Genomic DNA, 20,777 nt, shown 5'->3' with positions numbered 1-20,777 from the left:
ACGACTGTGCAAAAAGCCTGCTGCTCCGCCAGCCGGCTGTCTTCTCGACCCAAGGACACACCCATGGACCGCGTGCGAAACCTCCTGGAGCAGATCCAGGGACGCCTCGACGAGCTGAACAAGGCCGAACGCAAAGTCGCCGAAGTCATCCTGCTCAACCCGCAACAAGCCACCCGTTTCAGCATTGCCGCACTGGCCCAGGCGGCCAAGGTCAGCGAACCGACCGTCAACCGCTTCTGCCGCTCGTTCGGCGTCAGCGGTTACCCCGAGCTCAAGCTGCAGCTGGCGCAAAGCCTCGCCAGTGGTGCGGCCTATGTCAGCCGCGCGGTCGAGGCCGATGACGATCCTGCAGCCTACACCCAGAAGATCTTTGCCAGTGCAATCGCCTCGCTCGACAGCGCCTGCCAGCAGCTTGACCCGCAGCAGGTCAGCCGCGCCGTGGACATGATGATCCAGGCCCGGCAGATCCACTTCTTCGGCCTGGGCGCGTCCGCCCCGGTAGCCCTGGACGCCCAACACAAGTTTTTCCGCTTCAACCTCGCCGTCTCGGCCCACGCCGACGTGCTGATGCAGCGCATGCTGGCTTCGGTGGCTCACACTGGCGATCTGTTCGTGATCATCTCCTACACCGGGCGCACCCGCGAACTGGTGGAGGTAGCGCGCCTGGCCCGTGAAAACGGCGCCTCGGTGCTCGGCCTGACCGCCGCCGGCTCCCCCTTGGCCCAAGCGTGCAGCCTCAGCCTGCACATCCCGCTACCGGAAGACACCGACATCTACATGCCGATGACGTCGCGGATCATCCAGCTTACCGTGCTCGATGTGCTCGCCACCGGGATGACCCTGCGCCGCGGTGTGGACTTCCAGCCGCACCTGCGCAAGATCAAGGAAAGCCTCAACGCCAGCCGCTACCCGATCGAGGACGACGAACTCAACTGAGCCGGTGCGCCTGCAGCCGTAAATGGGCGCGCTGCCCCGGCGCCAGGCTCAGGCCTTCACCGCTGCCGCTGGCCGCCTCGACACAGACGAAACCCTGGCACTCGCGCCCGCTCACCCCCATCAACGGGCGGTTGCCGGGGTGCCAGACCACGGTATCGTCACTGTCACCCGTATCGATGCACAGTTCTCGCTGCCAGGCCGGGTCCTGCAGCTGTACGCGCGGCGTGCCGGGATAGACCTTCTGGCAGCCGCCCTTGAGCTTCAACGCGCCGTCTTCGCGGCAGGCTTGCCGGCTCAGACGGTCATAGCCTTGGATATCTTCAAGCCCGGACAGCGCTATCTCGGAAACGTCGCTGATACGCCAGTAGGCCAGCAGTGCATGGCTCAACTGGCAGGGTTCGCTGTCCTGGTGCTCGGTACTCAAGCTCAGTTCCATGCGGCTGCCCAGGCGAGCATGCAGGTCGACCTGCCAGTCGCACAAGTCCAGGCGCCACTTCAGGCTCACGCCCTCCTCGTCCTCACGGCTGTCCACCAGCTTCCAGTCCAGCAGGCGCGCCCAGCCGTGGGCAGGCCACAGGTCCTCGCTGGGGTGGCGACCATACCACGGCCAACACACCGGCACGCCCCCACGGATCGCCCCCACCTGCGGCCACTGCTCGGCACACCACAACCAGGGCCGCTCACCGGCCGGCTGGAAGTGCAGCAGTTGCGCACCCTGGCGGCTGAACACCGCCTGGCAACGGGGGTGGTCAATGATCAGCACATCGCGCTGCTGGTAACGCTCCCACTCGAATGTCGGCCTGGGCCGCTGTGCGGTAAAGAAGCGATGTAGCGGATGTTCAGGCATGGTTCCAAGCTCTTGTTGTTTGAGATAGCGCTGTCTCGGCCTATCCCCGACAACCACTGCAAGCCAGTGGATGCCGGGAGCCGTTTTTGGATTGGCGTAAATTTACAACAAACAGGCTCAGAATGACGACTGAATCTTCAAACCAGCGACCAGCGCGTTGTCCACCTCGTCCACCCCGCCGGGGCTCTTGATGTACTGAATGTTCGGGCGAACGGTCAGCCAGTTGGTGACGTGGAAGCCGTAATAGAGCTCGGCGTTGTATTCGGTACGCTGCAGCGGCACGAAGCCCGGGTTGTCGTAGTCATTTATGCCACTCTGGGCATTGAGCTGTTCGGCACGTTTTTTCACGTCATCGTTGACGTGGATGCGGGCGATACCAAAGCCGATATCGTCCTTGGGCCGCGCATCGAAGGCGCCTTTGTAGACCAGCCCTACCTGCTGGTAGTTATCGACCACGTTGGTCGCTTTGTCATGCACGGTGAAGTTGGCGAACAGGCTCAGACCGCGGCTGGTGTCGCCACCATGGGCGGTGACCTGCTGCTGCGCAACCACCCACCAGCCATGCTTGCTGGAGTGTGACTTGAAGCCGGCGCCGCTGATCCCTTGCGGGTTGCCATTGACGTCCTCGTAGACGTCTTCGGCATCAGCCGTGCTGTAGTAGTAGCCCAGGCGGTACTCGCCCGGCAGGCCGTTGACGTGCGGTGACCACACCGCCTCCACCGGCAGGATCGCGCCCTTGGTGCCGCTGCCGCTGAGCTTGAAGCCGTTGCCGGTTTCCAGGTTGGAAGGGTTCTGCTCGAACGCGCCGACCTGCACGAAGAACTCCGGCGTGATGTTGTACTTGACCCGCAACGCCCACTGGCTGACCGGCCAGTTGTACCAGATGCCGCCGACCCAGTTGCCCACCTGCGATCCACAGAAGGCCAGGTTCTGGAAGTCACAGGGGAAGCTGTTGAAGTCCTCGCCTTCGCCGAACCGGCCGAATTTCACATCCAGGGCACCGTCGAAGTACTTCTGCTTGATCCACATCTGGGTCAGGCGCCAGGTCTGGCCGCGCCCCCATACCTCCTGCACCGAACTGAACTGGCCGGCCCGCGGGTCGCTGATGCGGTCATTGGAAAGGTTGCGGCCACTTCGCTCGGTGATCGCCAGTTTGAACTCGGCATCGTGCCAGCCAAAGATCTTCTGCAGGTCCAGATGCGCGCCGAGGGCGAACTGGTCGCTGTAGCGCGCGGTCTTGTCGTCGTTGTAGCCGCCATTGAGGTTACCGGCGACCTCACCCACATAGTCGAGGGTGAAGTCGTAGCCTTTTTCCAGCAGCTCGGTACGGGTTCCCCCCCAGTCGCCGGTCATCCATTTCGATTCGCTGGAGAAGGCCTCGGCGGCCTGAGCTCCACTGCTCCCAACCATGGCCAGCAGGGCCAGCGAGCCCAAGGTCCTTATGCGATTGCGCTGTTCCATCCCTTTGCGTCCTCTTTTTCTTATTGATGGTGTCGACGATTCAACGGCTCTTGAGGTGAGTCACGTTGTCCTTCACTGAAACGTTGGCAGTATTCAAGTCCAGGCGTTCGCCGCTGGCGGCGTCAAACAGCAGCACCCGAGCCGGGTCGAACTGCAGGTTAAGGCTGTCACCAACTCGGCACGCCACATCCGGCGCCAGGCGGCAGCACACTTTGGTCTGGTTGAGGGTGATGAAGACCAAAAGGTCGGGGCCGGTGGGTTCGGTTACCTGCACCTCGGCGCGAATGCCCGGCAGGCCATTGCCCTCGCCGGTACCCAGGCTGATCTGCTCCGGGCGGATGCCGAGGATGACCTCGCGCCCGTCGAGTTCGTCGACGGCCATGCCCAACGGCAGCTCGCACCGTGCCTGGCCGCTGTCGAGCAGGGCCAGCAGGCGCCCGTCCTGCCTGGCCAGGCGCACCGGAATGAAGTTCATCGGTGGTGAGCCGATGAAGCTGGCGACGAACTGATTGGCCGGGTCGTTGTAGATCTGTTGCGGGGTACCGAACTGCTGAATGATGCCGTCCTTCATCACCGCAACCTTGTCGCCCAAGGTCATGGCCTCGATCTGGTCGTGGGTGACATAGACCGTGGTGGTTTTCAGTCGCTGGTGCATCAGTTTCATTTCCGTGCGCATCTCGACGCGCAGCTTGGCGTCGAGGTTGGACAACGGTTCGTCGAACAGGTAGATCTTCGGCCGCCGCGCCAACGCGCGGCCCATCGCCACCCGCTGCTGCTGGCCACCGGACAACTGCGCCGGCTTGCGTGCAAGCAGGTGTTCGATCTGCAACAACTTCGCCACACGGGCCACTTCCTCGTCGATCGCGGCCTGCGGCATCTTGCGGATCTTCAGGCCAAATTCGATGTTCTCGCGCACGCTCATGGTCGGATACAGCGCGTAGGACTGGAACACCATGGCGATGTCACGATCCTTGGGGCTCATGCCACTGACATCCTGATCATCGATGAGAATCGCGCCGCCGGTGATGTTTTCAAGGCCCGCGATGCAGTTCATCAACGTCGATTTACCGCAGCCCGAAGGGCCGACCAAAATCAGGAATTCGCCGTCCTTGATCGACAGCTGAATGTCCTTGAGGGTGTCCGGCAGGCCGCTGCCGTAGGTCTTGTTCACATTACGAAGTTCAAGCGTTGCCATGACTTACCCCTTGACCGCGCCGGCTGTAAGCCCGCGAACGAAATACTTGCCTGCCACCACGTAGACCAGCAGGGTTGGCAGGCCGGCGATCATCGCCGCCGCCATGTCGACGTTGTACTCCTTGGCCCCGGTGCTGGTATTGACCAGGTTGTTCAACGCCACGGTGATCGGTTGCGAATCGCCGCTGGAGAACACCACGCCGAACAGGAAGTCGTTCCAGATCTGGGTGAACTGCCAGATCAGGCAGACCATGATGATGGGTGTCGACATCGGCAGGATGATGCGGCGGAAAATGGTGAAGAACCCGGCACCGTCCAGGCGTGCGGCCTTGACCAGCGCATCGGGAATGCTCACATAGAAGTTGCGGAAGAACAGCGTGGTAAAGGCCAGGCCATAGACCACGTGCACCAGCACCAGCCCGCTGGTGGTGCTGGCCAGGCCCAGTTTGCCGAGGGTGAACGAGGCTGGCAGCAACACGGTCTGGAACGGCAAAAAGCAACCGAACAACAGCAGGCCGAAAAACAACTGGGACCCACGGAAACGCCACATCGACAGCACATATCCGTTGAGTGCACCAATGGCGGTCGAGATCAGCACCGCTGGCACGGTGATCATGATCGAGTTCCAGAAATAGCCGCTGACCGTGCCCCAGGCCTTGACCCAACCGATGCCGCTGACCACGGTCGGCCAGCTCAGCAAGTTGCCGGTACTGATGTCCTCCGGGGTTTTGAAGCTGGTCAGCAGCATCACCACAAGCGGCACCAGGTAAAGCAGCACGGCGATCAGCAACACCGCGTGGATGGCGATGCGGCTGATGCTTGGCAGCGGTTTTTCGATGGGGCTATGCATGGCGTTTGCTCCGCAGCTCCGAGTACAGGTAAGGCACGAGAATCGCCAGGATCGCCCCGAGCATGAGGATGGCGCTGGCCGAGCCCATGCCCATCTGGCCGCGGCTGAAGGTGAACGAGTACATGAACATGGCCGGCAGGTCGGACGAGTAGCCCGGGCCACCGGCAGTCATTGCGGCCACCAGGTCGAAGCTTTTGATCGCAATGTGCGAGAGGATCATCAGCGAACTGAAGAACACCGGGCGCAGGCTCGGCAGCACCACGGTCCAGTAGATGCGTGGCAGGCTTGCACCATCCATCTGTGCAGCACGGATGATCGACTGGTCGACCCCGCGCAGGCCGGCAAGGAACATCGCCATGATGAAACCCGAGGCTTGCCACACGGCGGCGATGACCAGGCAGTACACCACGCGGTCGGGGTCGATCAGCCAGTCCAGGCGGAACCCTTCCCAGCCCCAGTCACGCAACAGCTTGTCCAGGCCCATGCCTGGGTTGAGCAGCCATTTCCAAGCGGTACCGGTGACGATCATCGACAGGGCCATGGGGTACAGGTAGACCGTGCGGATGAAACCTTCGCGGCGGATGCGCTGGTCGAGCAGCACCGCCAGCAGTACGCCGATGGCGAGGCTGATACCGATGAACAGCCCGCCGAACACCAGCAGGTTCTTGCTCGCCACCCACCAGCGATCGTTGTCGAACAGCCTGGCGTATTGCGCAAGGCCCGCCCACTTGTAAGTCGGCAGGAAGGTCGAGGTGGTGAAGGACAGGACGAACGTCCACAGGATGTAGCCGTAAAAGCCCACCAGGACGATGAACATGCTCGGTGCCAGCACCAGCTTGGGTAGCCAGCGCTGCAGCGCATCCAGGGGGGAGGCCCGCAGTTGGGCGGTTGCTGTAGTCATGATGTGATTACCCGGGGCCTGGGCAGCCCCTGTATTGACGGTACTGGCCTCACCGCCGGCAAGCCGGCGCCCACCGGTACGCCACAGTGTTCAAAGGGATCGAAGCAACTGTGGGCGCCGGGTTGGCGGCGATGGGGCCATCAGGTTTTCACTTGGCCGATCTGATCGCCGCAGCCAGCTTCTTCGCTGCATCTGCAGGGTCTGCCTTGGGGTCGTTGATGTAGTTGGTCACCACATCGAAGAAGGCGCCCTGCACGGCCAGCGTGGTGGCCATGTTGTGCGCCATGCTCGGCTGCAGGCCGCCGGTCTTGGCGTCGGCCATGAAGTCCTTGGCAGACGTCTGGGCGCAGGCGTCGAAGCCGTAGGCGCTCATGTCTGCGAGCATGTCGTTACGAACGGGAATGGAGCCTTTGTTGATGCTGAAGACCTTCTGGAAGTCCTGGCCCAGCACCTTTCTGGCGATGTCCTGCTGGCCAGCGGCCGTGCCTTCGTCGTTCTGCTTGAACACCACCAGCGAGTCGATGTTGTACAGGAAAGCCTTGTCGGTGCCAGGGAACGCTACACACTGGTAGTCCTTGCCAGCGGTCTTCTTGGCCAGGGTCCATTCGCTCTTGGCCCAGTCCCCCATGATCTGCATGCCGGCCTTGCCATTGATGACCTTGGCCGCTTCCAGGTTCCAGTCCTGGCCTTTGCCGTCGGGGTCCATATAGGTGGCGACCTTCTTCAGCTCGGTCAGCGACTTGACCATCTGCGGCCCGGTCAGCGTGGCTTCATCGAGGTCGACCAGCGCTTTCTTGTAACCGTCTGCCCCCATCACCGACAGGACCACACTCTCGAACACCGTGCTGTCCTGCCATGGCTGGCCGCCATGGGCGAGCGGGATGAAGCCGGCCGCCTTGAGTTTTTCGGCGGCGGCGTAGAATTCGTCGAGGGTGGTCGGCGCCTTGTCGATGCCGGCCTTCTTGAACACTTCTGGGTTGATCCACAGCCAGTTGATGCGATGGATGTTCACCGGCACGGCCACGTAGTCACCTTCGTACTTGACGGTATCGGCGACTTTCTTATCGAGCAGCGAGTCCCACTTTTCTTGCTTGGCCACATCCTTGAGCACATCCGGGTCCAGCAGGCCGGTGGAAGCCCATTCCTGGATGTCCGGCCCCTTGATCTGGGCGACACCCGGCGGGTTACCGGCCACCGCGCGGCTCTTGAGCACGGTCATGGCCGTGGCCCCACCACCGCCGGCAACAGCCCCATCCTTCCAGGTGAAGCCATCCTTCTCGACCTGGGCCTTGAGCACATCGACCGCCGCTTTTTCCCCACCGGAAGTCCACCAGTGCACCACTTCGACACTGCCTTTGGAGTCGGCGGCGAAGGCACTGAGCGGGAACAGGGAGGCGAAGGAAATGGCGGCAGCGAGGCGGAGAGTCGAATTCATCGGAGTACCTTTCTTGTTGTTATGCCGGGCAAGTCGAGCGCTTGCATTGCATGGAGTCTAATCAGAGTGCCCGCTGCGTCAGGTAACGAAGCGATGCATGAATGTCATCGTTTGGTTACATTGCGCGCCAGTGCGCTGGCCAGGCTGGGAGCCAGGGGCAGCGTTGGCAGCAGTACAGCCTGGTAGGCGTGATAGAGGTCTGGCTTGCCAGCCCAGATCGTCGCCGCTGGCTGATTGTCCGGGCCGAGTTCGTGGTGCCAGCTACCGGCTGCGCGGTCGATAAAGTGGGTGTCGATGAAGGCCCAGAAGCGCCGGTACCATCGTTCGTACTGTTGCTCGCCGGTCCGCCGCAGCAGCGCTGCGGCGCTGGCGCAGGCTTCGGCATGCACCCAGTGCAGGCGCTCGCGCACCCTGGGCCGATCGTCCCAGCCCAAGGTGTAGACGATGCCCTCGGCACCGTCGACGCTCCAGGCATGGGTGCAGGCGTTGGCGAACAAGCCCCGCGCACAGGCCAGCAGCCATGCCGGAACGGGAAGCCCGGCCTGACGTCGTGCAGCTTCGAGGTGAAGGGCCAGACGGGACCACTCGAATGCATGGCCTGGCGTTGTGCCGTAAGGGCGGAAGTGGTCTGCAGGATTGTCCTGGTTGTATTCGGGGAGCGGTTGCCAGTGGGCATCGAAATGTTCGATTACCCGGTAGCCACCGGCGCCAGCATGGCCGTGAATGATGCGCTCGACGATACGCAAGGCGCGCTCTAACCAACGCACATCACCGGTCACGTCTGCCAGGGCGAGGAAGGCCTCGGTGGCGTGCATGTTGCTGTTGGCACCGCGGTAGGCTTCGGGCTGCTGCCAGTCGCTGGAAAAGGATTCGCGCATTGCACCCTCCTCTTCGCTCCAGAAGCGCTCCTCGATGACCTGTATCGCCTGCGCCAGCAACCCCTGTGCGCCCGCAGCGCCCGCCACCACGGCAGAGCTGGCGGCAAGCGCGACGAAGGCATGCAGGTAAGCCGCCTTGCCATTGTCGCCCTGCCCGTGCGGCCGGGCGAACCAACCGCCGTACTCGGCGTCGCGCAAAGGCCCGCACAAGGCGTGTACACCGTGCTGCACCAATGCCAGGCAGCCAGGCGCCCCCTGGAGGTGGGCCAAGGCGAAGCTGTGGGTCATGCGTGCGGTGTTCATGGTCTCGGCGACAGCCGTAGGGGGCAGATTGCCGCGGGCGTCGAGATTGCCAAAACCTTCGGGGGCTTGCGAGGCCTTGGCGAAACGGAGCAGCCGCTGGCCCTCGCTTGCGAGCCAGGCGGTATGTTCCGGGGAATCGATGTAGTCCATGCTCCTGCTTCTTCCCTGTGTGAGGTTTGCAGATTCTAGCCAGCCGTCCTGGCTGGGATGTCACGAAGGCTTGCGGCTGTGTCACCGATCGGTGACACAGCGTCACCCTACCTTCACTCAACGCCACGCGGCAGATGGAGGGTCACGCGCAACCCGCCCTCGCGCAAGTTGAGCAGGCTCACCTCCCCCCCATGGCTGTGGGCAATGTTGCGTGCAATCCCCAAGCCCAAGCCATACCCCTGCTGCTGCCCGGCCAGCCTGAAATGCGGCTCGAACACCTGCTCAAGGCGCTGCTGTGGCACGCCCGGGCCTTGGTCATCCACCTGCAGGACAAAACCCTGCGCGCTGTCGATGATGCGCAGGTGGGCACGCTCGCCGTATTTGATGGCATTGTCTATCAGGTTGCCGATGCAGCGGCGCAAGGCCAGCGGCTTGCCCGGGTACGGCGCCAGGGCCTGGCCTTCCACGGTGATGCGGCCATCCCCCAGATACGGCTCGGCGAGAATCTCCAGGACCTGGTTGAGATCGACCGGCTCGATGTTCTCGTGGATGTCAGTGTCTTTCACGCATTGCAAAGCGCCTTTGACCAACAGCTCCAGCTCATCGAGATCCTGACTGAACTTGGCCTGCATGCGCTCATCTTCCAACAGTTCCACACGCAGCCGCAGCCGGGTGATAGGCGTGCGCAGGTCGTGGGAAATGGCGCTGAACAACTGACTGCGCTCGGTAAGGTAGCGGCTTATACGCTCACGCATGCTGTTGAACGCTCGCCCGACCTCGACCACCTCGCTGCCACCGCCCTCGGGCACTGGCGCCACATCGGCGCCCAGCGACAGATCCCGCGCAGCCCGCGCCAGGCGTTTGAGTGGCCAGCTCTGCCAGTGCACCAGCAGGCCGATGAACAACAGCAGCAAGGCGGTGGTCAGGACGATGAAGCCGATCTGCTGGCGTGGCAGGCGCTCGGCTTCAAGGCCGGTGTAGGGCTCAGGCAGCAACGAGGCGATGTACAGCCACTCGTCTTCGCCCAGGCGAATCTGCGTGACCAGTACGGGCGGGTTGAGTGGCTCCAGGGTCAGCGAGTAATGCGCCCAGGAACGCGGCAGCTCATCGAGCTTGAGGCCGCTGTTGAAGATGCGCAGGTCATCGGGGGCGACGAACTCGACGGAAATTTCCATCTGGGCGCCCAGCCGTTCATGCAGTACCTGCTGAAACACTTCGATCACCGCCCGCTTGCGTGGGGTAAGGGGCAATACCGGCATGTCCAGGGGCTTGTCGTTGAGCGACACGAAAAAACGCGTCCCCCCCATGCTGCGCAACTGGTCCAGTACCATCGGCCGGTAGGCCACCGGCAAAGAACGGAAATAACTGACGCTGGCACTCATCGAATGGGCCAGGCTGCCGGCACTGGCGCGCAGGCCTTGCACCTGGCTGGCACGTAGCTGCGTGACCCAGATGACGCTGGACAAGCCCTGCGCCAGCAGCACCACCAGCAAGGTCAACAGCAGCATGCGCCCCAGCAGCGAGCGCGGCAGCAAGCGCCAGCGCCGCTCAGGACGCACAGCAGACATGCGCAGCCAGCAGGTAACCACTGCCGCGTACCGTGCGGATCAGCCGTGGCGGCTTGTCGGTGTCGCGCAGACGCTGGCGCAGGCGGCTGACCGCCATGTCAACGATACGGTCCAGCGGCATCGGCTCACGGCCACGGGTAGCGTTGCCGATGGTATCGCGGTCGAGGATCTGCTGGGGGTGATCGAGAAACAGCTTGAGCAGGGCGAAGTCGGCACCGGAAAGGATCACCTCTTCTCCATCACGGTGGAACAGCCGGTGGCTGACCGTGTCCAGGCGCCAGTCGTCGAAGGCCAGCACCGCGCTGGCTGGGGCGGCCTGGCCGAATTCCGCGCGCCGCAGCAGGGCCTTGATGCGTGCCTGCAGCTCCCGCGGGCTGAACGGCTTGCCCAGGTAATCGTCCGCCCCGAGCTCAAGGCCGATGACCCGGTCGGCCTCGTCGGAACTGGCGGTCAGCATGATGATCGGTACCCGCGACTGGCGCGGGTGCTGGCGCACCCAGCGACACAGGCTGAAGCCGTCCTCGTCGGGCAGCATCACATCGAGAATGACCAGATCGCAGTGAGTGTTTTCCAGAGCGTGGCGAAAACCTTGCCCATCGGCTTGGGCATGCACCTGGAAGCCAGCGCGGCTCAGGTAGGTTTGCAACAGCTCGCGGATTTCCTGATCGTCATCCACCATCAGGATCGATTTACCGGCAGTGCTCAAGGTGTCCCGCCCTCTTGTTGTCGCAGGTCTTTTGCCTGCTTCGGGGCCGCTTCGCGCCCCAATCGCCGGCAAGCCGGCTCCCACCGATACCGAGTGCCCCCATTGTTACCGAGTGCTCTCACTGATACCCAGTGCTGTAGCGACCTGCGTGGGAGCCGGCTTGCCGGCGATTGGGCCGCAAAGCGGCCCCCTCTCAATGATCCAGAGCCTGCTGTAATGCCACGCCAGCGCCCAGCAGTCCAGAAAACTCTGCCGTCACCAACCACACCGGCACACCCGCGAAATACCCGCTCATGCAGCCCTTGTCGGCAAAACTTGCAGCAAACCCGCTACGCATGAACAGCTCGGCAAACCGTGGAATCACACCGCCGACAATATAAACCCCACCGCGCGCCCCAAGGGTCAGAACATTGTTACCTGCAACACGCCCGAGGAAGCGGCAGAACTGTTCGACCACCGCCAGAGCCCGTGGCTCACCACCCAGGGCGGCATCGGTGATGTCTGCGGGTGTCTTGTGCCGGACCGTATCACCGTCCAGCGCACAGATGGCCTGGTACAAACGCACCAGGCCGCCACCGCTGAGCACGGTTTCAGCGCTGACATGGCCAATCTGCCCGTGGATCTGCTGATGGATCGCCGCTTCGCGGGCATTGCCTACCGGCAGGTCGACGTGCCCGCCCTCACCGGGCAACGCCAGCCAATGCTGCTCACCCAGGCGCAGCAGGCTGCCGACGCCAAGGCCGGTGCCCGGCCCGATCACCAGTGCAGGTCGCGCCGGGTCGGCCTTGCCGGGGCACACCTGGCGCACCTCGTGCGCTTGCAGCCGGGTCATGCCCAGGGCCATCGCCGTGAAGTCGTTGATCAGCAGCAGCTGGTCAACCTGCAATGTCTTGCAGAACGCACTGCGGCTCAGCCGCCAGTGATTGTTGGTAAAGCGAAACTCATCACCGTCGACCGGCCCGGCCACCGCCAGGCACACCGCCGACAACCCGCCACGGGCGATGCCTTGGCCGTGCAGGTAAGCTTCGATGGCTTGCTCCGGGCTGGTGTAGTCAGCGGTAGCGAAAACCTTCACCTGGTGCAGCTGGTTGTCACGCCACAACGCAAAACGGGCATTGGTGCCACCGATGTCGCCAACCAGCAGGTCCTTCATTTGAGGTTCTCCAGGGCCGAGGTAAAGGCGCTGGCGCCCTGCTCGGCCGAGCTGAACGCCATGCGCATGAAGCCGAACAGCTCGCGCCCGCAGCCCAGGTCGTTGCCCTGGGGCGGCGGGGGCAGGTCGCGGCTGGCCAGTTCCACGGCCGACACCTTGAGCTGCAGCGTGCCTTCGACACCATCTACCCGCACGATATCACCATCGCGCACCCGTGCCAGCGGCCCACCATCGAAGGCTTCAGGGCAGACATGGATAGCGGCCGGGATCTTGCCCGATGCACCCGACATGCGCCCATCGGTGACCAGTGCGACTTTATAGCCGCGGTCCTGCAGCACACCGAGGAACGGCGTCAGCTTGTGCAGCTCCGGCATGCCGTTGCAACGCGGCCCCTGGAAGCGCACCACAGCCACGAAGTCGCACTCCAGTTCGCCGGCCTTGAACGCGTCAGCCAGCGACTGCTGGTCCTGGAACACCCGTGCCGGAGCCTCGACCACCTGATGCTCGGGGGCCACCGCAGACACCTTCATCACGCCGCGCCCAAGGTTGCCTTCCATCACCCGCAGCCCGCCTTCGGCCGAGAACGGCCGCGCCACTGGCCGCAGGATGCTCTCGTCCAGACTCTGCTGCGGGCCCTCGCGCCAGACCAGCTTGCCGTTGTCGAGGAACGGTTCCTGCGTGTAGCGGCGCAACCCATGGCCGGCGACGGTGTTGACGTCTTCGTGCAGCAAGCCGGCATCGAGCAGCTCGCGGATCAGGAACGACATGCCGCCGGCAGCCTGGAAGTGATTGATGTCGGCCTTGCCGTTGGGGTAGACGTGGGACAGGGTCGGCACCACCTCGGACAGGTCGGCCATGTCCTGCCAGGTGAGCTGGATACCTGCCGCCTGGGCGATCGCCGGCATGTGCAGGGTGTGGTTGGTAGACCCGCCGGTGGCATGCAGGGCCACGATGGAGTTGACCAGCGATTTTTCATCGACGATCTCGCCCAAGGGCATGAAGCTGCCACTGGCCTTGGTCATGCGCGTCACTTGCTGCGCGGCCTCGGCGGTAAGCGCGTCGCGAAGTGGCGTGTACGGGTTGACGAAGGAGGCGCCCGGCAGGTGCAGCCCCATCACCTCCATCACCAACTGGTTGGTGTTGGCGGTGCCGTAGAAGGTGCACGTGCCCGGGCTGTGGTAGGACTTCATCTCCGACTCCAGCAATTCCTCGCGGCTGGCCTTGCCCTCGGCATAGCGCTGGCGCACATCGGCCTTCTGCTTGTTGGAGATACCGGAAACCATTGGCCCACCCGGCACGAAAATGGTCGGCAGATGGCCGAAGCGCAGCGCGCCCATCATCAAGCCGGGAACAATCTTGTCGCAAATGCCCAGCATCAGCGCAGCGTCGAACATGTTGTGCGACAGTGCCACTGCAGTGGACATGGCGATCACCTCACGGCTGGCGATGGCCAGTTCCATGCCAGGCTCACCCTGGGTCACGCCATCGCACATGGCCGGCACACCACCGGCGAACTGGCCGACGGAGCCAACCTCGCGCAGGGCCTTCTTGATCTGTTCGGGGAAATGCACGTACGGCTGGTGCGCTGAGAGCATGTCGTTGTAGGCCGAGACGATGGCCACGTTGGCGGCATTCATCAGGCGCAGGCTCTGCTTGTCGTCGGCGCCACACCCGGCCACGCCATGGGCGAAGTTGGCGCACTGCAGGCTGGCCCGCATGGGTCCGTCACTGGCCGCGCCGCGAATCAGCTGCAGGTAGCGTTCACGGGTGGCACGGCTGCGTTCGGTCAGCCGTTGGGTGACCTCAAGGATGCGCGGGTGCATGTACTGGACTCCAGGCTAGCGGTAAGGGCGGTTTACCAGGCATTTCCCCTCCAAACGATTGCGGCCTAGGCTCCTGTGTAAGAGACCCTGCGCATCGAGACGGTGGCATGCCCGACCACTCGTTGTATATTTAAACAAAATACTGCCAGTAAAAAGGCTTGTTTTCTATCGCTCAGTGAATAATCTTGTAATTCCAACAACAAAACCGTTTCAGTGAAGCTGCTTCGTGCCAAAGGTTTCACTCGAACTGCCAGAGGTACTGCCATGACACTACGTATCGCCATAAACGGATTCGGCCGCATCGGTCGCAATGTCCTGCGCGCACTGTATACCCAAGGCTACCGCCACGACCTGCAGGTCGTCGCCATCAACGACCTGGGCGACAGCAGCATGAACGCCCACCTGCTCAAGTACGACAGCGTACACGGTACATTCGATGCGTCGGTGCAAGCCGATCACGAGAGCCTGACGGTCAATGGTGACCGTATCGCGGTAAGCGCCATCCGTAATCCGGCCGAGCTGCCCTGGAAGGCGGAGGCGATCGACGTGGTGTTCGAGTGCACCGGGCTGTTCACCGACCGCGCCAAGGCCGCAGCGCACCTGGCTGCGGGGGCTGGCAAGGTGATCGTCTCGGCACCGGCCAAGGGCGCCGACGCCACCGTGGTGTACGGCGTCAACCACGACATCCTGCGTGCCTCGCACCAGGTCATTTCCAACGCCTCCTGCACCACCAACTGCCTGGCGCCGATCGCCCAGGTACTGGACCGCGAGTTCGGCATCGAGCAGGGGCTGATGACCACGATCCATGCCTACACCAACGACCAGGTGCTGACCGACGTCTACCACAGCGACCCGTACCGGGCGCGCTCGGCCACCCAATCGATGATCCCGAGCAAGACCGGCGCCGCCGAAGCCGTGGGCCTGGTCTTGCCAGAGCTGGCCGGCAAGCTCACCGGCATGGCGGTACGGGTGCCGGTGATCAACGTGTCGCTGGTCGACCTCACCGTCAACCTCAAGCGCGAGGCCACGGCCGAGCAGGTGAACCAGCTGTTCCTCGAAGCCAGCCGGCACTCCAAAGTGCTCGGCTACAATGCCCTGCCGCTGGTCTCCTGCGATTTCAATCACAACCCGTTGTCGTCGATCTTCGATGCCAACCATACCCGCGCCAACGGCAGGATGCTCAAGGTGCTGGCCTGGTATGACAACGAGTGGGGCTTCTCCAACCGCATGCTGGATAACTGCCTGGCGTTGTGCAGCGCTCGCTGAGCACGCCCGTTGCGCTTGGAACGACGTTGGGGCTGCTCAGCAGCCCTTTCGCGCCTTCACGCCGCGCCCTCAGACAATCTTTACCGTTTCCTAACAATTCCAGGCTTGACCTCCAGGCAAGATGATAAGCATTATCATTAACCTTTCGTCGGCCAGGTCCCCCTGTGAGTCAGTCCCGGTTCAATTCTGTCTTCCTCGTTCAGCGCCTCCCCCTACTGCGAACCTTGCAACGCATGGTGGGCAACCCCAGCACCGCCGAGGACCTGCTTCAGGAAACCTACCTGCGGGTGTCCCGCGCCCTGGGGGAGCGGCCCATCGAGCACCTTGAGCCTTTCGTGTTCCAGACCGCGCGCAACCTGGCCCTGGACCATCTGCGCGCACGCCGGGTGCAGGCGCGCATGCTGGTGGACGATGTGCCCGAAGAAATCCTCCACAACGTCGCCGCGCCGCTGAGCAGCAGCGAAGATGCGGCACACGCCGAGCAGCTGCTCAAGCACCTGAGCGTCAGCCTCAACCAGTTGAGTGAACGTCAGCAGCGTATTTTCATCCTCAGCCGCCTGCACGGTGCCAGCTACCTGGAAATTGCCGAGCAACTGAATGTCTCGGCCAGCACGGTCCAGAAGGAACTGAAGCTGATCATGGCAATCTGCATGGGTGTGGCCGAACGCTTGAAGTGAGGCGACCGCTGGCCACCCTACTTCGGCGAAGCGCTTGCCACGCCCCGCCTTAGCCTTGATCATTCGGGAAAATCATTTCAAGGATTCACCGTGACCGACAGCTGCGCCCCTCGCCCGCCCACCAACGGGCCCAATGTCCGTGCCCGAGCGATGGACGAAGCGCTGGACTGGCTGGTACGTCTGCAATGCGCCACAGAAGCCGACACCCTGGCCTTCGAGCAGTGGCTCAGTGCTGCGCCGGAAAACGCCGAAGCCTACGTCGAAGCCGAAGCCCTGTGGAACGGTTCCCCCCTGCGTCAGGCTGCCATGAAGATGGACCAGGGCCGGCGACGCTCGGTAGGCGGGCGCCTGCGCGCCCACTGGAAACCCCTGGCCACTGCCGCAGTGCTGCTGGTCGGCCTGTTCACCGTCGGCAACCTGCCGATGCGCCTGCAAGCTGATCATCTGACCGTGGTGGGCGAGCGCCAGCGCCTGCAACTCGATGACGGCGCCAAGGTGCTGCTCAATACCGACTCGGCCTTCGCCAGCGACCTGCGCGACGGCCGTCAGGTGGCCCGGCTGCTACAAGGCGAGGCGTATTTCCAGGTACCCGGTGGCAGCCAACCCCCCCTGGAAGTTCAGGCCGGCCCGCTACGGGCACAGGTGCGCGACACCGATTTTGCCGTGCGCTACCTCGATGGCGAAGCACAGGTCCGGGTACAGCGCGGCGATGTCGACCTGCAGGCCGCCAGCGACCAGCGGATCCGCCTGAGCGCTGGCGACAGTATCAGCGTCGGCCCGAAAGGCTTCGGCCAGCGCCAGCGCCCGGACATGCACAAGGACCTCGCCTGGGTCGATGGGCGCCTGGTGTTCGAAAACTGCCCACTTAGCCAGGTGCTGGCCGAGGTGCGGCGCTATTACCCGGGCTGGATCATCAACCGCAACGCCCACCTCGGCGATATCGCGGTCACCGGCAACTACCGCCTCGACCAGCCGCTGGAGACCTTGCGCGCGCTGGCCCATATCACCTCGGCGCAACTGCACGAATACCCCGCCGTGGTCATCCTCAACTGACCTGAACATTATTTTTACGCGATCGCCCTGGCCCGCCCGTCTCGTTATAGCCAATGCAACTGATTCTTGTTTGAAAACAGGAACGGTAATCACCTATAACAGTTCGCGCGTCAGGGAGCGCTTTCGATGTCCACAGGTCCAACTCGCCCGTCCCACCTTCCCCGCCGTACCGGCCAACTGTCCCTGCTGACCCTGGCCCTGCTCGCCAGTGGCGCCTGCGGCCTCCCGGCGCTGGCCGCGGAACCTGCGCAGGCAACAACCCCGCATATGGGCGGCTACCGCTTCAGCATCGCCCAGCAGCCCCTGGTCGAGGCCGTCAATGCCTTCAGCCAGGTGACCGGCTGGCAGGTGGGCTTCAGCGCCGAACTGGCCGAGGGTGTGGATTCGCCAGGCGTCCGCGGCTCGCTGCCTCCGGAAGCAGCGCTGAAACAACTGCTGCAAGGTACCGGCCTGGGCTATCGCAAGATCAGCAACGGTAATGTGGTGCTGGAGCGTCAGGCGGGCAACGCCATTGCCCTGCAGCAAATGACCGTCAGCGCGACTCGCAGCGCTCAGGATGTCAGCCAGGTACCCAGCACCGTGAGCGTGCAGACCCGCGAACAGCTGGACCGGCAGAACGTCAATGACATCCAGGAACTGGTGCGCTACGAGCCTGGCGTGTCGGTCGGCGGCGTTGGCCAGCGCAGTGGCCTGAACGGCTACAACATCCGCGGTATCGACGGCGAACGCATCCTCACCCAGATCGACGGTGTGTCGATCCCCGACAGCTTCTTCTACGGCCCCTACGCCCAGACGCAGCGCAACTACGTCGACCCGGAAATCGTCAAGCGCGTGGAGATCCTGCGCGGCCCGGCCTCGGTGCTGTATGGCAGCAACGCCATCGGTGGCGCGGTGAGCTACTTCACCCTCGACCCGGACGACATCATCAAGCCCGGCAGGGATGTGGGCGCGCGCCTGAAGACCGGCTACAGCTCGGCCGACGATAGTTGGCTGACCTCTGCCACCGTGGCCGGCCGCCAGGGCGACTTCGACGGCCTGCTGCATGTGAGCCAGCGCAATGGCCACGAAACCGAATCGTATGGCGAACACGGCGGCACCGGGCTGTCACGCACCGAAGCCAACCCGGAAGATGTGCGCACCACCAACGTGCTGGCCAAGCTGGGCTGGAACTACGCCGACGACGCACGCTTTGGCTTGACCTATGAGCGCTACAAGGACGACCGCGACCAGAACATCCTCAGCGCCGTGGGAGGGCCGTTCATTCCAGGCTTTGCTGCCATGAACGCCTACCGCACGCGCCAGGGCAACGACACCGTCACCCGCGAGCGCTTCGGCATCAACCACGAGTTCGGCCTCGACAGCCTGGTCGCCGACCACGTGAAATGGAGCCTGAACTACCAGATCGCCAAGACCGACCAGCGTACCGATGAGCTGTATGTCGCGTCGGGGCGGCAGGTGCTGCGCGACCGCCAGACCACCTACAAGGACCGCCAATGGGTGTTCGATGCCCAGCTGGACAAAGCTTTCAGCATCGGCCAGACCGATCACCTGCTGACCTACGGCACCACCATAAAGCATGAAGAAGTGACCGGCTCACGCAGCGGCTCCGGCACCTGTGTGGCCATTGGTGGTACCTGCACCGCCATCGGCCAGGACAGCTCGCGCGACGGCCAGGCCCTGGTCAGCGATTTCCCGGACCCGACCATCAACACCTACAGCCTGTTCGTGCAGGATGAGATCCGCTGGAACAACTGGACCTTCCTGCCCGGTGCCCGCTACGACTACACGCGCATGGAGCCGAAATTCACCGACGAATTCCTGCGGGGCATCCAAGGCTCCGGAGCCGCACCTGGCAGCCTCGATGATTCGGACAAGAAGTGGCACCGCTTGTCGCCCAAGTTCGGCCTGACCTACGCCTTCAACGAAAACTACACCTGGTACGGCCAATACGCCGAAGGCTTCCGCACACCGACTGCCAAGTCGATGTACGGCCGCTTCGAGAACCCGACACTGGGCTACAGCGTGCAGGGCAACCCCGGGCTTGAGCCGGAGAAGAGCAAGAGCTACGAGACCGGCCTGCGCGGCAACTTCGACGCCGGTAACTTCAGCGCTGCGGTGTTCTACAACAAGTACCGCGACTTCATCGACGAAGACGCCGTGCAGTCGGCCAACCTGGAAACCACCTTCCAGGCCAACAACATCAAGCACGCCACCATCAAGGGCGCAGAGGTCAAAGGCCGCCTCAACCTCGACCATTTCGGTGCTCCGGAGGGGCTCTACACCCAAGGCTCGATCGCGTACGCCCACGGCCGCAACGACGACAACGGCCAGCCGCTGAACAGCGTCAACCCACTGACCGGCGTGTTCGGCCTGGGGTATGAGCAGCCCAATTACGGTGGTCTGTTGAGCTGGACCCTGGTCAAGCGCAAGACCCGCGTCGACGACACTACGTTCTTCGCCCCGGACGGACAGAGCTCGCAGTTCCGTACCCCTGGCTACGGCGTGCTGGACCTGAGCGGTTTCTACAAGGTGACCGACGACGTAACGGTCAACGCTGGGCTGTACAACCTGACCGACAAGAAATACTGGCAGTGGGATTCGGTGCGCGGCTACGACGGCCAGGGTGAGGCGGGCGTGACCCAGCCGGCCAACCTCGACCGCCTGACCATGCCAGGGCGCAACTTCGCCATCAATGTGGTGTGGGATATCTGACTGAGCTGATCGGTACTGGCCCTATCGCCGGCAAGCCGGCTCCCCAGGCAGCGCGCAAGGCTGAAGAACTGCGCTGTACCTATGGGAGCAACTGTCTTGCTCAATGTCTAAAAGCTGGCGCGATCCCAGTGGGAGCCGGCTTGCCGGCGATAGGGCCGGAAATCACAACACAACGCCCAGTTATTTTTACTGTCCTCACGCCGCTGTTTCGTCTTGTCCCTAGACGCCACCCATTCCCAAGGAAACACCATGACCGACCGCCCAGCCCTGCGCTCGCAACGTCTCAACCAGGTCACCCACGCACCGCACACCGAGCTCGATGCGCTGGTCAAATCGCATGCGCCGTTCGACAGCCGCGAGAGTTTCGCCCGCTTCGTCGTCGCCCAGTACCTGTTCCAATCCGAACTGCAGGCCCTGTACAACGACCCGAAACTGATCGCCATCGTGCCTGACCTGGCCCAGCGCTGCCGCGCCGAACAAGCCCGCCTGGACCTGGCAGACCTCAACACCGAAGTACCGGCTGCAGTACCCGGCGCCTTGCGCGCCCCAAGCCTGGCAGAGGCGTTGGGCTGGATCTTCGTCTCCGAAGGCTCCAAACTGGGCGCCGCATTTCTGATCAAACGGGCCGTGGCCCTGGGGCTGTCCGACAGCTTTGGCGCACGCCACCTGGGCGAACCGGCCGGAGGCCGCGCCGAAGGCTGGAAGCAGTTCATCCGAACCCTCGATGGCCTGGCGCTGTCTGCCGAAGACGACGCTGCAGCCGAGCGCGGCGCAGTGTCCGCCTTCGAGCGCTTCACCGAACTGCTCAAACATGCCTACGCCGCCGACAGCGCGCTGGCCTGATATGCTCTACCCGGCCGCCCT

Annotated in this window: 17 protein-coding genes; 6 read left to right on the top strand and 11 right to left on the bottom strand. The window is 63.4% G+C overall.

Going from position 1 to position 20,777, the window contains the following annotated elements; all coding sequences use genetic code 11:
- The first annotated feature begins 72 nt into the window (after positions 1 to 72).
- Positions 73 to 936 carry a DNA-binding transcriptional regulator HexR gene (hexR, locus tag JNA92_RS08575; RefSeq protein ID WP_204920633.1) on the top strand — a complete coding sequence of 288 codons (864 nt, stop codon included), beginning with the start codon at positions 73 to 75 and terminating at the stop codon, positions 934 to 936.
- Here hexR and JNA92_RS08570 read toward each other — a convergent pair.
- From JNA92_RS08570 to edd, 11 genes are all read right to left on the bottom strand, one after another.
- Positions 929 to 1,783 (bottom strand): D-hexose-6-phosphate mutarotase, encoded by an 855-nt coding sequence (locus JNA92_RS08570; protein WP_241804289.1) that lies wholly within the window; start codon positions 1,781 to 1,783, stop codon positions 929 to 931. The two genes, hexR and JNA92_RS08570, sit on opposite strands and share 8 nt — an antisense overlap.
- A 117-nt stretch (positions 1,784 to 1,900) precedes the next feature.
- Positions 1,901 to 3,193 (bottom strand): carbohydrate porin, encoded by a 1,293-nt coding sequence (locus JNA92_RS08565; RefSeq protein ID WP_241804436.1) that lies wholly within the window; start codon positions 3,191 to 3,193, stop codon positions 1,901 to 1,903.
- 91 nt (positions 3,194 to 3,284) lie between these two features.
- Positions 3,285 to 4,439, bottom strand: coding sequence for an ABC transporter ATP-binding protein (locus JNA92_RS08560; protein ID WP_241804288.1), 1,155 nt, complete (start codon positions 4,437 to 4,439; stop codon positions 3,285 to 3,287).
- Positions 4,440 to 4,442: 3 nt separating this feature from the next.
- Positions 4,443 to 5,288 (bottom strand): carbohydrate ABC transporter permease, encoded by an 846-nt coding sequence (locus JNA92_RS08555; protein WP_241804287.1) that lies wholly within the window; start codon positions 5,286 to 5,288, stop codon positions 4,443 to 4,445.
- Positions 5,281 to 6,189, bottom strand: a complete 909-nt coding sequence (locus tag JNA92_RS08550) for a carbohydrate ABC transporter permease (protein WP_241804286.1) — start codon at positions 6,187 to 6,189, stop codon at positions 5,281 to 5,283. Before JNA92_RS08550 ends, JNA92_RS08555 begins: the two co-directional genes overlap by 8 nt.
- Positions 6,190 to 6,337: 148 nt before the next feature.
- A complete protein-coding gene (locus JNA92_RS08545) occupies positions 6,338 to 7,624 on the bottom strand; it encodes an ABC transporter substrate-binding protein (protein ID WP_241804285.1) in 1,287 nt (428 codons plus the stop codon).
- 104 nt (positions 7,625 to 7,728) lie between these two features.
- A complete protein-coding gene (locus tag JNA92_RS08540) occupies positions 7,729 to 8,955 on the bottom strand; it encodes an AGE family epimerase/isomerase (RefSeq protein ID WP_241804284.1) in 1,227 nt (408 codons plus the stop codon).
- A gap of 113 nt (positions 8,956 to 9,068) precedes the next feature.
- A complete protein-coding gene (locus JNA92_RS08535) occupies positions 9,069 to 10,523 on the bottom strand; it encodes an ATP-binding protein (RefSeq protein WP_241804283.1) in 1,455 nt (484 codons plus the stop codon).
- A complete protein-coding gene (gltR, locus tag JNA92_RS08530; protein ID WP_241804282.1) occupies positions 10,504 to 11,229 on the bottom strand; it encodes a two-component system response regulator GltR in 726 nt (241 codons plus the stop codon). Before gltR ends, JNA92_RS08535 begins: the two co-directional genes overlap by 20 nt.
- A gap of 193 nt (positions 11,230 to 11,422) precedes the next feature.
- Entirely contained in the window at positions 11,423 to 12,382 is a 960-nt protein-coding gene (locus JNA92_RS08525; protein WP_241804281.1) for a glucokinase, read from the bottom strand.
- Entirely contained in the window at positions 12,379 to 14,205 is a 1,827-nt protein-coding gene (gene edd, locus JNA92_RS08520) for a phosphogluconate dehydratase (RefSeq protein WP_241804280.1), read from the bottom strand. Before edd ends, JNA92_RS08525 begins: the two co-directional genes overlap by 4 nt.
- Before the next feature lie 264 nt (positions 14,206 to 14,469).
- Here edd and gap point away from each other — a divergent pair, with 264 nt between their 5' ends.
- The 5 genes from gap (at position 14,470) to JNA92_RS08495 (ending at position 20,756) form a co-directional block, all read left to right on the top strand.
- Positions 14,470 to 15,471, top strand: coding sequence for a type I glyceraldehyde-3-phosphate dehydrogenase (gap, locus tag JNA92_RS08515; protein ID WP_241804279.1), 1,002 nt, complete (start codon positions 14,470 to 14,472; stop codon positions 15,469 to 15,471).
- 164 nt (positions 15,472 to 15,635) lie between these two features.
- Positions 15,636 to 16,148 carry an RNA polymerase sigma factor gene (locus tag JNA92_RS08510; protein ID WP_241804278.1) on the top strand — a complete coding sequence of 171 codons (513 nt, stop codon included), beginning with the start codon at positions 15,636 to 15,638 and terminating at the stop codon, positions 16,146 to 16,148.
- Between the two features lie 90 nt (positions 16,149 to 16,238).
- Complete coding sequence (locus JNA92_RS08505) at positions 16,239 to 17,201, top strand: FecR family protein (protein ID WP_241804277.1); 963 nt, start codon at positions 16,239 to 16,241, stop codon at positions 17,199 to 17,201.
- Between the two features lie 126 nt (positions 17,202 to 17,327).
- A complete protein-coding gene (locus JNA92_RS08500; RefSeq protein ID WP_241804276.1) occupies positions 17,328 to 19,913 on the top strand; it encodes a TonB-dependent receptor in 2,586 nt (861 codons plus the stop codon).
- A gap of 249 nt (positions 19,914 to 20,162) precedes the next feature.
- Entirely contained in the window at positions 20,163 to 20,756 is a 594-nt protein-coding gene (locus JNA92_RS08495) for a biliverdin-producing heme oxygenase (protein WP_241804275.1), read from the top strand.
- The last annotated feature ends 21 nt before the right edge of the window (positions 20,757 to 20,777 follow it).

Origin of the sequence: Pseudomonas putida (assembly GCF_022627325.1) — a bacterium.
In the GTDB taxonomy this organism is placed as follows: domain Bacteria; phylum Pseudomonadota; class Gammaproteobacteria; order Pseudomonadales; family Pseudomonadaceae; genus Aquipseudomonas; species Aquipseudomonas putida_X.
This window is presented reverse-complemented; position numbering and strand designations above follow the sequence as displayed.